We start from the raw sequence: 13384 nt of genomic DNA, 5'->3' as shown, positions 1-13384 counted from the left end.
TCCGAAAGGTAACCCGGTTACTGATGATTCAGAAAACGGTAATCCTACAGATCCAAATAACCCGGCTACCCCAACGTGTCCGACTTGTACGATCACGCCATTACCAGCAAGCCCTGCGATCCGCTTAACCAAAACCGGAACATTCGTTGATGCGAACAATAATGGCAAGGCCGAAGTAGGTGAGACAATCACTTATACCTTCAAGGTAGAAAACACGGGTAACGTAACAGTAAGTGACATTAAAATCACGGATCCGAAAGTGACGGTAACAGGTGGACCAGTAACGCTGGCTCCTGGTGCAGTTGACGCGACAAGCTTCACAGCGGCTTACACAATTACGCAAGCCGATGTTGATGCAGGAAGAGTAGACAATTTAGCTACCGCTACGGGTACAGATCCGAAAGGCAACCCGGTTACTGATGATTCAGAGAACGGTAACCCTACAGATCCGAACAACCCGGCTACCCCAACGTGTCCGACTTGTACGATCACGCCATTACCAGCAAGCCCTGCCATCCGATTAACTAAAACCGGGGCATTTATTGATGCAAACGGAGATGGCAGAGCGCAGGTAGGTGAGAAAATCAATTATACCTTTAAAGTAGAAAACACGGGTAACGTAACGGTAAGTGGTATACGCATTACAGATGCTAAAGTAACGGTAGTTGGCGGACCGATCACACTGGCTCCTGGTGCGGTTGACGCGACAAGCTTCACTGCGGCTTACACAGTTACGCAAGCCGATGTTGATGGAGGCCGAGTAGACAACCTGGCAACAGGTAAGGGTACAGATCCAAAAGGCAACCCGGTTACTGATGATTCAGAAAACGGGAATCCTACAGATCCGAACAACCCGGCTACCCCAACGTGTCCGACTTGTACGGTTACGCCATTACCATCAACTCCTGCCATCCGGTTAACTAAAACCGGAACATTCGCTGATGCGAACAATAACGGCAAGGCTGAAGTAGGTGAGACGATTACTTATACCTTTAAAGTAGAAAACACGGGTAACGTAACGGTAAGTGGTATCCGCATTACAGATGCTAAGGTAACGGTAGTTGGCGGACCGATCACACTGGCTCCTGGTGCGGTTGACGCGACAAGCTTCACTGCGGCTTACACAGTTACGCAAGCTGATGTTGATGCGGGCCGAGTAGACAACCTGGCAACAGGTAAGGGTACAGATCCAAAAGGCAACCCGGTTACTGATGATTCAGAGAACGGTAACCCGGTAGATCCGAACAACCCGGCTACCCCAACGTGTCCGACTTGTACGGTTACGCCATTACCATCAACTCCTGCCATCCGATTAACTAAAACCGGGGCATTTATTGATGCAAACGGAGATGGCAGAGCGAAGGTAGGTGAGAAAATCAATTATACCTTTAAAGTAGAAAACACGGGTAACGTAACGGTAAGTGGTATACGCATTACAGATGCTAAGGTAACGGTAGTTGGCGGACCGATCACTTTGGCTCCTGGTGCAGTAGACAACAATACTTTCACTGCTTCTTACACAGTTACGCAAGCTGATGTTGATGCAGGCCGGGTAGACAACCTGGCAACAGGTAAGGGTACAGATCCGAAAGGCAACCCGATTACTGATGATTCAGAAAGCGGTAACCCGGTAGATCCGAATAACCCGGCTAGCCCAACGTGTCCGACTTGTACGGTTACGCCGCTTCCAAAAGTAAGTAGTATCGCACTGGTTAAAACGGTAACGAATACGGGTACTGGTGTAAATGGAAATTTCGTGCTTGGAAATAGTATAGAATATTTATTTACGATCACCAATACCGGAACTACTGTACTGAGCAATATCGTTTTGAATGACCCAATCATAACAAGTGCAGCAATCAGTATACCTGGAGTTTTGGCTCCAGGTGCTGCTGTAACGGTTAAACGGACCTATCTAGTTACTTCAACAGATATAAATCGTGGAAACGTAACAAATACGGCAACTGTAACTTCAAAAGATGAATCAGGCAAAACTGTAAGTGATACTTCTGGATCGAATGTGAATAACGATAATCCAACGGTTACCAAGCTGGAGCATCCACCGGTTGCCACGAATGATAATACCACCACTAAACAAGGTGTTCCTGTTACCATTCCGATATTGACGAACGATGTACCCGGAAGTACACCACTGGATCCGCTTACGGTACTTATTGTTACGCCTCCGGCACATGGTACTTTAACCATTAACAAAGATGGAACCGTTACTTATGTTCCAGATCCTAATTATAGCGGACCGGATAGCTTTGTTTATACTGTAAAAGACCAGTCTGGTGTAACATCAAATCCAGCAACGGTAAATATCGCTATTACAGCTACTATACCTTTTGCAATTAATGATGTAACTCAAACCGGGTTCAATACGCCTATACAAATGGATATATTAGGTAATGATAGCGGCAACGGATCTACAATAGACCGAAGCAGTATCCAGATTATTACCCAGCCAAAAAATGGTAGCGTAAAAGTAAATACGGATGGTACGGTAGTGTATACACCTAATCCGGGCTTCACAGGAGTGGATACTTTTGTCTACCGTGTTAAAGATGCAAATGGAAACTGGACAAATGAAGCTATCGGAACGATTACCATAGAAGGGTTCTTTATTCCGAATGTTTTCACGCCAAATGGTGATGGTAAGAATGACACCTTCTTTATTGTAGGATTGGAATCGTTTGATTCAGTAGATATCGAAATCTACAATCGCTGGGGTAACCAGGTTTACAGAATGAAGGGATATAGAAACGACTGGACAGGTTATGGACTTAATGAAGGTACTTACTTCTATAAGATTACGCTTAAGAAAGGGAACAATTCACAAACAGTTGCCGGACCGGTTTTATTAAAAAGATAATACTAAACAGAATCAAAAATGAAGAAGCCTGTTATAAAAAAAGCCCTACTTGCAGTAGCGATAGTTTTATTGATAAAACTGCCGGTAATGGCACAACAGAATATCCAGTTTACGCAGTACATATTTAATTCTCTTAGTGTAAACCCTGCTTATGCAGGCTATAAGGAAGAACTATTTGCACAACTTGCACTCCGCACACAGTGGGCTGGGTTGAAGGGTGCACCGCAAACAGGACAGCTTTCTTTGGACGGCGTAACGGAGAGTACGAAAAAGAATGTCGGTCTTGGTGTTCAAATCACTGCAGATAAACTTGGCTCACAGACCGCCAATTCCATTTATTTAAATTATGCCTATAGGATAAGGTTAAATGGTGATGATACAAAGCGGCTAAGCTTCGGCTTAGGAGCAGGAGTAACCAATTATGCCATTGATGGCGCATCCCTACGTCCCGTTGAAGTGGATGATCCTACAGTTACCAATGGCAACCTGAGTAGTTTTATTCCGGATGCCCGATTTGGCATCTATTATAGTAGTCCCCGATATTATGTCGGGGCCTCTGTAATGGATTTATTTTCAGGGGATGTATCCAATGATATATTTCAATGGGATACTGCAACGCAACAGAATATCAAGCGTAAGCGCCATTATTATATCATGACGGGAGCTTTGTTTGAACTTTCCGAAGGATTAAAACTTAGACCAAGTTTGCTCTGGAAAGAAGATTTTAAAGGACCAAGTAGTCTGGATTTAAATGCAATGTTTGTGTTCGGGGATAGGTTTTGGATTGGCGGTGGATTTCGCACAGGTGTAAACCTATGGGATAAGGATTTCAGACGAGGTCAAACATTAAGTAATTCCAATTCACTATCCGGGATTGTACAATTTTATGCTTCCAGTCGGTTTAGGATAGGTTATTCTTATGACTATATCACCAGCGGGTTGAGTAGTGTACAAAATGGCTCACATGAAATCACCCTTGGTTTAACCTTCCCGTCAAAATTAAACCGTTTGCTTAGTCCACGCTTCTTTTAATTCTGTATAACAATAAGATACGTTATGAATATAAATTTTAAATATCTCTTACTGCCTCTTTTTACAGTCTTGTTATTTTGTAATGAAGGCAAAACGCAGGAACAACTCTCGCTAAGGGAAAGGGCAAAACTTAAGTATGACAGTTACGATTACGCTCAGGCCATTCCTGCCTATCTTAAATTGGTGGATGTGAAAGTTCCAAGGATGGCAGATATTGAAAAACTGGCTTACTGTTATGCGCAGATTAATGATTATGAAGCAGCCGAAAACTGGTTTTCAAGATTGGTTACCTATCCGGAAAGCAAGGATGAAAATCTGCTGGCCTACGGTGCGGTACTCAAATCGAATTTCCGATATAAAGAAGCTAAAAAGGTATTTGAAAATTATGCACAGAAAACAGGGGATGGTAAAAAAGTACTTAATGATATAATTGGATGTGATTCAGCGCAGGTATGGCTATCCAGGCCTACCGCACATGTCATCAAGAACGAAGCACTAGTTAATACGGTAAATTCTGAGTTTAGTTTATTTCCCCTTGCTGCTGGTAAAGCTTATTATACAGGAGAGGCAGAGACGAGCGAATCTGTTAGCATATCAGGCAGAACAGGACATTCCTATCTTCGGGTATTTAAGGCCGAGAGGGCAGAAAATAGTACACTGAGTTTACCTATGCTGGATGTTGCTCCATATAACGATGGAAGTTACCATGTTGGGCCTGTGGTGAGCAATAAGGCAGGAGATATGCTTTTTGTTTCACGAACGTATGTGGGCAAAAAGGATAGTGAAATAGAAATTGTGGGCAAAAGAAAGTTCAGAACAAACAACATCGAACTTTATATTTATATCGCAAAGGATGGTAAATGGGAGATGAAGCCCTTTCCATATAATAATGTATCGTCCTACTCGCTCGGGCAAGCCAGCCTGAGCCAGGATGAAAAAACACTATACTTTTCTTCTGATATGCCAGGTAGCCTTGGCGGTACCGATATCTGGTACAGTATCTTACAGAACGATGGCAGCTGGAGCAAGCCCGAAAATGCAGGAAATTCTATTAATACCAGCGGCAATGAGATGTTCCCTTCAATAGGGATAGATGGTGTGCTGTATTATTCCAGTAATGGTTTGCCAGGTATGGGCGGGCTCGATCTATTTGTAACCCAGGGAGAAAGAAATAGCTGGACTAAGCCCGTTAACCTCCATTATCCTATTAATTCTCCAGGTGATGATTTTGCATTTATTAAAACGTCATTACCTTCGGCAGACCTTGGTATGGGTTACCTGTCATCTAATAGGAAGGGTGGAAAAGGAGGTGATGATATTTATAGTTTTGGCATTCAGAAACCAAAAATCATCCTCGCTTTAAAAGGTGTTTCCTATAATAAAACAACTGGAGCGATACTTCCATTAACTGATGTAACACTCTTAACGGAAGACCGTCGGTTAGTTGGAAAACAACTTACAGCAGACTCCGGAAAATACTTCTTCGAACTGGATAAAAATACTAATTATACGCTGCTTGGTCAGAAAACAAAATATTATAGTGATTCTGCAAGTGTAACCACTGTTGGCCTCACTAAATCTGATACATTGGAAGTAAATCTCTACCTACAACCACTTTTTGTAGTTGGAACCCGGATAGAGATTAAAAATATTCATTACAATTTCGATAAAGATAATATCAGGCCCGATGCTGCCAAAATACTTGATGAAACGGTACGTATTATGCGGGATAATCCAACACTGGAAATCGAAATGGGATCGCATACAGATAGCCGGGGGTCAGATATTTATAATATAGATCTTTCTCAGCGACGCGCACAATCTGCAGTTAATTATCTGGTTAGCCGAGGTATCGCAAGAAGCCGCATGAAGGCTAAGGGATATGGAGAAACGCAGTTGGTAAACAGGTGCAAAAATGGTGTGGCTTGCTCTATTGCAGAACATCAGGCAAACAGAAGAACAGAATTTAAAATTGTGAAGTATTAATTGATATGGGGAAATCCAGCTGATCAGACAGGCAGAAAGAAGAAATAATATGCTGACTAATTACTGAATGTTTGATATGGAATCCGAATTACCCCATATCTTAAATCAACCATTAATCATTTAGGGAATCCTCAAAAATACAAGAACATTATCTAAAATTGGATCACCCTTATTATCAAATGAACACTAAAAAGTAATTTATCCCCTTTTAAAATTAAAGAATGATCTGGCTAATTTTCTTGATCAGATCATTCTTTCGTTAAGTTTTGCCTCGAAATAGTGTATTGTTTAGGTACGTTAATACTACATCAGTAGCAAAGGTCTATACCTTCGAATGAGAGGATAAAATTATCATAGATTTGTACCCGGATATTCTTTTTTTATAAGCGTATTTTTGTAAGTTAGTAGAAAAAAAAACGCTTAATGAACTGTTTGATTGTTGACGATAATAAGATTTTTAGACTCCTGATTAAAAAGTTATTGTCTATGGATACCTCGCTTACACTAGTTGCAGAATGTGAGGATGCCATCGAAGCTCATCAACAAATTACAGAAAATAAGATCGATCTTATTTTCTTAGATATTCTGATGCCAGGTATGAGTGGGCTGGAACTCGCAAAAATTTTAGAGGATAAACCGCCATTAATCATATTTACCACTTCTATAGCAGAACATGCTGTTGAAGCCTTCAGTCTGAATGTAGTCGACTTTCTGCTCAAACCCATTTCAGCTGCGAGATTTTTAAAAGCCATCGAAAAAGCTAAAGCCACTGTAAGTAGAAATCAGGCCAATCAGGAGGTGAATTTTCCTGAATTCATCTTTATTAGAGATTCTAATATTGTTCGCCGGGTGAAAGTGATAGATATTTTATATTTTGAAGCCATAGGCGATTATGTAAAAATTCAATTGGTTGGAAACGTTGATTATTCCATCCATTCTTCTTTAAAAAATATCGAACATAAATTACCACAGCAATTTTTTTTAAGGATTCATAGGTCATTTATTATCAGCTTGAGTAAAATAGATGGTATTGAAGGCAAAACACTCATCTTAGACAAGCATCTCGTTCCTGTCTCAGATAGTTACAGGGCGAATCTCAACAAATCCATGAAGTTTTTGTAACTGAACGGTTTGTTCACCTGATCAGCTATAAAAGCCTGATTGCAATTTATGCGCACATTGGTTAATTTATTTTATCTACCTTAGGATGTTGGTTTGGAACAAGTTAGGTTTATCTCAAACGATCCATAAATTTCTTCCATCTTATATACAAATACGGCGGCATTTATCGGGTATTTCTATGCTCATAAACACGCTTCTAATTCTTGTAAGTTATATTCCTGTCTAAATGATATTTATAGGTAAACAATTTTCCCTTGACATATTTATTTGATTTTTATTTAGTTAGGGTAGCAAACTAATACGTCTTTAATCTGTTGTGTAACTATCACTAAATAAAATACTTATTTAAAAAGTAAGTATTCCAATCACTATGAAATCCCTAGCTTTTATTCCGTCTTGTTTAATGGGGATTTTACTACATATAATATTATTCATACATTTAGTTTTTAACGCATAATTAATGGCTAAAAGCACTAGCAAGTCCAGGTCTGAACTATTGACTGGCATTTCAAAAACCCGAACGGGGATATCAGGTCTGGATGAAATTACATTAGGAGGGCTTCCATCAAACCGGCCTACACTTATTTGTGGTGAAGCGGGATCGGGTAAAACACTTTTTTCCATCGAATTCATTGTTAGAGGTGCATTGGATTATAATGAGCCAGGTGTGTTTATGGCATTTGAGGAGAAGGCAGACGAACTTAAAACCAATGTAGCTTCTCTTGGATTTGACCTGGAGAAATTGGAAGGGGAAAAAAAAATCCGGATTGATTATGTACATATCGACCGTTCGGAAATAGAAGAAACCGGGGAATACGATCTGGAAGGTCTTTTTATCCGCCTCGGGTATGCCATTGATAGCATTGGGGCTAAACGCGTTGTACTAGATACTATAGAAAACCTTTTTTCAGGATTGAATAATGATGCTATTCTTCGTGCCGAAATCAGAAGGCTTTTCCAGTTTTTAAAAGCAAAAGGAGTTACCGCCATCATTACTGGTGAAAGGGGAGAAAAAAGTTTAACCAGACAAGGGCTGGAAGAATATGTTTCAGATTGTGTGATTTTACTCGATCATAGAATTATTAATCAAATTTCTACAAGAAGACTTAGAATCGTAAAATACCGGGGGTCTGTACACGGTACTAACGAATATCCTTTCCTTATAGATAAAGAAGGGATTTCTGTATTACCTGTTACTTCTCTCGAACTTAATAAAGAGGTTTCATCAACATGTATTTCATCCGGCATTTCGGCTTTGGATAAAATGCTTGGTAATAAAGGATTCTATAAAGGGAGTAGCATTTTAGCTTCGGGTACGGCGGGAACTGGTAAAACCAGTATTGCTGCCAGCTTCGCTAATGCTACCTGTCTTAGAAAAGAGAAATGTCTTTTTTTCGCTTTTGAAGAATCTCCAAAGCAGATTATCAGAAATATGAAATCTATTGGAATGGATTTACAAACCCATTTAGATAATGGCTATTTATCATTTTATGCTTCCAGACCAACCCTTTATGGTTTAGAAATGCACCTGGTAGCCATCCATAAAGCAATTAAAAAGTTTAAGCCAGATGTGGTTATCCTTGATCCAATAACGAATCTGATCACGATAGGTTCGGTGGGTGAGGTAAAAACGATGTTGGTTCGTTTGATCGACTTCTTACAAGCTGAACAAATTACGGTAATGTTCACTGCACTTACGCTTAATAATATTGTGAATGAGCAAACCGATGAAGGTGTTTCCTCATTGGTTGATGCCTGGTTGCTAATTAGAGATATTGAAAACAATGGCGAGCGAAACCGCGGCTTGTATATCATGAAATCCAGAGGGATGAAACATTCTAATCAGGTTAGAGAATTTGTGATTACAGATGATGGTCTTGATCTGGAAGATGTCTTCCTGACAGAAGATGGTGTATTAACCGGATCTGCACGCGCTGCCAGGCTATTGATGCAGCAAACCAGCGAGGTAATTCATGATCAGGCCATTAGCAGGAAAGACCGGGAATTAATCCGTAAGAAAAAAGTTCTTGAATCTAAGATAGATAGTCTCCGGTCTGAATTTGAATCTGCGGAAGAAGAATTAAATAAAGTCTATGTGGAAGAAGCTTTAAAAAAGCAAATTATGGGTGATACTTTGTCGAAGATGACGGATTTTCGTAGAGGAAATACTGGCGCTTCATCAAAAGCCCAGGCAAAAAAAAATAAGAAATAGTGGGTAAAACTTATGAGCTGCGACTTTATGTTGCGGGCAAAACGGCAAAGTCTGTTATTGCCCTTGAAAATCTTAAACGAATTTGTGAAGACCATCTTGCAGGAGAATACAGCATTGAGATAGTTGACCTGTTGGAGAAACCACAACTTGCTGAAGGAGATCAGATTTTGGCCATTCCAACCCTGGTTAAAAAAGTGCCAGAACCTGTTCGTAAAATTATCGGCGATCTCTCAAATGTTGAAAAAGTGTTGGTTGGATTAGATATTCGCCCCAAACAAACAGTTTAGTTAATTTAAATACTGGAAATAATTTAAATGGAGCAGGAGCAGGGTGAATATTTTTTTTTAAGACTTTTTATTGCAGGGTCATCGCCGGTTTCTGTTCGTGCAATAAAAAACCTGAGGGAAATCTGCGAGGAATTTCTGAAGGATCGCTATGAACTTGAAATTATCGATGCGCACCAGCAACCTTGGCTCGTAAGAGACGAAAACGTAACTGCAATCCCGATGTTACTAAAGAAAAAACCAGAGCCTTGCAGGCGGATTATTGGTGATTTTTCTGATCGGGAAAAGGTATTGATGGGATTAGGCATTAGGATTAAGTAAATGGAAAAGTCGAAAGAAATTCTTCAACTTGAGGCCGTTAACCGGGAATTGCAAATCCAGCTTGAGGAGGCCAATGATATTATTCACGCCATCCGTAGTGGTGAAGTAGATGCTCTGGTGGTAAATAGCAAGGATGGTCATCAGCTTTTTACCCTGAAAAGTGCCGATCAAACTTACAGAATTTTTATTGAGCAAATGACTGAAAGTGCGTTAACGCTCGATCAGGATGGGCGAATTTTATATTGTAATTCGCGCTTTGCAACATTATGTACCGTTCCACTTGAAAAGGTAATCGGGATGAAACTTCTTGATTTTGTTTTCAATGAAGATTGGATCTTTGCTCAGGAGGTGATTGATGCCGCCTGGGAAATTGACACCAGGACAGAATTGAATCTCATTAATCGTGAGCAGGAAAAAATCGCTGTGCAACTATCACTAAAAGTCTTAAAACTTGATGAGGGCACTGCTTTAAGTATCATCATAACAGATTTAACTGAGCTCAAAAAACACCAGTTACTACTGCAGGTTAGAAATGAACAATTAGAAGAGGCCAGGCAAATTACAGACGAACTTAACAGCAACCTGGAAAATATTGTAAAACTTCGTACGGCTGAACTTGAATTAAAGAATGAGGAGTTGAAAATCGCAAATGATTTTCAGCTAAAAATGAATACACAGTTGAGCATTGCATTGGAGGGTTTAAAGGAAAGTGATGATAACCTTCAGTCTGCATTTAATGCAGCTGAACTGGGAAGCTGTCGGGTCGATCTGAAGACAGGCAAGGCAGATATGTCTCCACGGTTTAGGCTGCTGTATGGTTTACCCGAATTCGGAGATATCGACTGGCATATGGTATTAAGTGCCATAGAACCAGAATATGTTGCAGAAGTAAACCAGGTGCTTGAAGCTTGTGCAAAATCAGGAACACCAGTGGATAGTACTTATCCAATTAAGCACCTTACCTCGGGAGAACGTAAATGGATGCGCGTTGTGGGTAAAGTAAAAAAGGATAAAGCCGGCAATTTTGCTAGTGTATATGCTGTGATTATGGATGTAACAGCTCAAAAGCAGGATGAACAACGTAAAAATGATTTCATTGCCATGGTGAGTCATGAATTAAAAACGCCGCTCACCTCTATGAAAGGATACATTCAGGTGATGCAATTAAAGGCAAAAGGTAATGATAACGGATTTGTAGTAAAGGCGTTGGACGGAGCAGAACGACAGATTACAAAAATGACGAATATGATTAACGGTTTCCTTAATATCTCGCGGTTTGAATCTGGCAAGATGTTTATGGATCTGCAGCGGATAGAATTTTCTGCAATAGTAGAAGAAATTATAGAAGAGTATACGACTACCGGATCTAACCATGAAATCTCTTATAGCGGTGAGCCTGGACTTTTTATAAATGCAGATCGTAACAAACTTGGTCATGTGATCAATAATCTGATTGGAAATGCAGTGAAATATTCTCCCATTAACAGCAAGATTTTTATAGAATGTTTAGCTCGTGATCAGAACGCGGTTTTTGTGATAAAGGATCAGGGCATGGGGATTCCCAAAGAAGACTTACCAAAACTTTTCGAAAGGTTTTATCGGGTAGAAAGTTCACAAATGGCAACTGTTTCTGGCTTTGGTATTGGCCTCTATTTATCTTCTGAGATTGTTGCCAGGCATAATGGTAGAATCTGGGTGGAAAGTGAGATAGGTGAAGGCTCCACTTTTTATTTTAGTATTCCGCTTGATCAGCATTAACGCAACCACGCTAACTTTTATCATTTTTCCCTTTTTCTGCTACGCTTCTTCTTAAAATCGAATCAATTTTTTACAATGTATCATTCCGATTTTAGCAACTTTATCGTAGCAGAGTCGACCTGATCATCGTAAAAATGATGTATTATCTCTTTAAAAACGGTAGGTGCATTCTCAAGACTGGAAAACAAAGTCATACAAGAATGAAGTTTAACATCATCAGGTGATCCTAAAATTTCATTTGCACTTTTGTCCTTATGCTTTAATAATGCAGAAGATATTTCTTCCAATCTTTTACCTAAAACAGGATGTTGTAAATACGCCTTCGCTTCTTGCAAATCAGCAATGCTATAATGCACAGCCATTTCGCTCTTACCTAATCCAGAAATTTGTGGAAATACATACCACATCCAATGTGTGGTTTTTCTTCCATTCGAAATTTCAGCAAGGGCGTCATTGTAATTTGTATCCTGCGCTTTTAAAAATCTATCTAAAGTATTTGTTTTCATGTCTAAATATAAAACCTTCTGAATAATGTTTTAGTTTTATCTGGTATTTTTAAATCTTCATATTGTCCATATCGTCGACTTTAACTTTCAAAAATCATGTATTTTCTATTATTGCTTCCGGTAGATAAGTTAGTAAGTTTGTTTTTATGCAAATAAAATTTTTAATGGCTTTTCTGGTGTTTAACCTTATATGCGTAAGAAGGGTGAAAAGTCAGGAGTTAAAACAAAATATAAATGCACATGATCCGGTAATGATTGCGCAGAACAATCGCTACTATTTGTATTGTACCGGAAAGGGAATTGCCGTATGGTCATCTAAAGACCGGATCAGTTGGAAAGCTGAACCGCCTGTTTTCGATACTGCTCCCCAATGGGCGGTAGATGCTGTGCCAGGTTTTAAAGGTTACATCTGGGCACCAGACATTTCCTATTCAGATGGGCGCTACTACCTGTATTATTCTGTATCAACCTTTGGTAAAAATACATCTGCAATTGGAGTAGCAACCAATATTACCCTTAATCCTACGGATTCTGGATATAAATGGGTAGACCATGGTATGGTAATTCAATCTAATTCTGGTAAAAACAACTGGAACGCCATAGATCCTAATTTGATAACCGATAAAAATGGTACGCCTTATTTGGTATTCGGTTCTTTTTGGGATGGGATAAAAATGATTAAACTCCAAACCAGCCGATTGGAAGTTGAAGGTTCTACGCAAAATATAGAGACTATTGCCAGTCGTGGAGATAAAGCCAATGCCATTGAAGCACCATACGTTTTCAAAAAAGGGACTTATTACTATTTATTTACCTCAATTGATTATTGTTGCAGAGGCAAGGAAAGTACTTACAAAATGATTGTCGGTCGGTCTAAAGTGGTTACTGGCCCATATCTTGATGATCAAGGGAAATCTATGGCAAAAGGGGGTGGAAAGCTGGTTTTGAGCGGTAATGAAGACTGGTATGGTGTTGGGCATAATGCGGTGGCTACATTTGAGCAGAAGGATTACCTCATATTTCATGGTTATTCTGCCAAACAGAAGGGTGCCCCAAAATTATTAATCCGCCAAATAAGCTGGAAAAAAGTCTGGCCTGAAATAGAAGATTTATAAGGCTTTAGGTTGTCGAAAGGATGTTAAAAGAAGTATCGCAATTTATGCACTGAAGTAACACATTTTTCAGTAAAAGAATTATTGTTTCGAAATTTTAAGGCAACCTCATAAGGGGTTAATGTTATAATAAATAGGAGATGATCACAAACATCATCAATAAAAAAAATGGACAA

At 39.6% G+C, this 13384-nt stretch carries 10 protein-coding genes; 9 read left to right on the top strand and 1 reads right to left on the bottom strand.

Translation table 11 applies throughout. The features are described 5' to 3' along the window. The 8 genes from SOM16_RS08750 to SOM16_RS08715 form a co-directional block, all read left to right on the top strand. A partial coding sequence (locus tag SOM16_RS08750; RefSeq protein ID WP_320463618.1) for a DUF7507 domain-containing protein occupies positions 1–2875 on the top strand: 2875 nt, incomplete at its 5' end. An 18-nt stretch (positions 2876–2893) separates the two neighbouring features. After that, a complete protein-coding gene (locus SOM16_RS08745; protein ID WP_320463617.1) occupies positions 2894–3907 on the top strand; it encodes a type IX secretion system membrane protein PorP/SprF in 1014 nt (337 codons plus the stop codon). Positions 3908–3931: 24 nt separating this feature from the next. Continuing rightward, positions 3932–5893: an OmpA family protein gene (locus tag SOM16_RS08740; protein WP_320463616.1), complete on the top strand. Its 1962-nt coding sequence runs from the start codon at positions 3932–3934 to the stop codon at positions 5891–5893. A 423-nt stretch (positions 5894–6316) separates the two neighbouring features. Further along, entirely contained in the window at positions 6317–7015 is a 699-nt protein-coding gene (locus SOM16_RS08735) for a LytTR family DNA-binding domain-containing protein (protein WP_320463615.1), read from the top strand. Between the two features lie 460 nt (positions 7016–7475). Next, the gene (gene kaiC, locus SOM16_RS08730) at positions 7476–9227 is read left to right on the top strand and encodes a circadian clock protein KaiC (RefSeq protein WP_320463614.1); all 1752 of its coding nucleotides are present in this window, start codon (positions 7476–7478) and stop codon (positions 9225–9227) included. Beyond that, positions 9227–9514, top strand: coding sequence for a circadian clock protein KaiB (gene kaiB, locus SOM16_RS08725; RefSeq protein ID WP_320463613.1), 288 nt, complete (start codon positions 9227–9229; stop codon positions 9512–9514). Before kaiC ends, kaiB begins: the two co-directional genes overlap by 1 nt. A gap of 27 nt (positions 9515–9541) precedes the next feature. Continuing rightward, positions 9542–9832: a circadian clock KaiB family protein gene (locus tag SOM16_RS08720; RefSeq protein WP_320463612.1), complete on the top strand. Its 291-nt coding sequence runs from the start codon at positions 9542–9544 to the stop codon at positions 9830–9832. Beyond that, positions 9833–11590, top strand: a complete 1758-nt coding sequence (locus tag SOM16_RS08715) for an ATP-binding protein (protein ID WP_320463611.1) — start codon at positions 9833–9835, stop codon at positions 11588–11590. 80 nt (positions 11591–11670) lie between these two features. Here SOM16_RS08715 and SOM16_RS08710 read toward each other — a convergent pair whose 3' ends face one another. Beyond that, on the bottom strand, positions 11671–12096 hold the full coding sequence (locus SOM16_RS08710; RefSeq protein WP_320463610.1) for a DUF1810 domain-containing protein: 426 nt from the start codon (positions 12094–12096) through the stop codon (positions 11671–11673). Between the two features lie 146 nt (positions 12097–12242). Between SOM16_RS08710 and SOM16_RS08705 the strand changes: the two genes are divergently transcribed. Beyond that, a complete protein-coding gene (locus tag SOM16_RS08705; RefSeq protein ID WP_320463609.1) occupies positions 12243–13211 on the top strand; it encodes a family 43 glycosylhydrolase in 969 nt (322 codons plus the stop codon). The last annotated feature ends 173 nt before the right edge of the window (positions 13212–13384 follow it).

The organism is Pedobacter sp. CFBP9032 (genome assembly GCF_034045265.1).
Taxonomy (GTDB): Bacteria; Bacteroidota; Bacteroidia; order Sphingobacteriales; family Sphingobacteriaceae; genus Pedobacter.
This window is presented reverse-complemented; position numbering and strand designations above follow the sequence as displayed.

Bases quoted from the DNA above. Each gene is read 5' to 3' on its own strand.
- SOM16_RS08745 (WP_320463617.1), top strand. From the start codon at position 2,894: ATGAAGAAGCCTGTTATAAAAAAAGCCCTACTTGCAGTAGCGATAGTT.
- SOM16_RS08740 (WP_320463616.1), top strand. From the start codon at position 3,932: ATGAATATAAATTTTAAATATCTCTTACTGCCTCTTTTTACAGTCTTG.
- SOM16_RS08735 (WP_320463615.1), top strand. From the start codon at position 6,317: ATGAACTGTTTGATTGTTGACGATAATAAGATTTTTAGACTCCTGATT.
- kaiC (WP_320463614.1), top strand. From the start codon at position 7,476: ATGGCTAAAAGCACTAGCAAGTCCAGGTCTGAACTATTGACTGGCATT.
- SOM16_RS08720 (WP_320463612.1), top strand. From the start codon at position 9,542: ATGGAGCAGGAGCAGGGTGAATATTTTTTTTTAAGACTTTTTATTGCA.
- SOM16_RS08715 (WP_320463611.1), top strand. From the start codon at position 9,833: ATGGAAAAGTCGAAAGAAATTCTTCAACTTGAGGCCGTTAACCGGGAA.
- SOM16_RS08710 (WP_320463610.1), bottom strand. From the start codon at position 12,096: ATGAAAACAAATACTTTAGATAGATTTTTAAAAGCGCAGGATACAAAT.
- SOM16_RS08705 (WP_320463609.1), top strand. From the start codon at position 12,243: ATGCAAATAAAATTTTTAATGGCTTTTCTGGTGTTTAACCTTATATGC.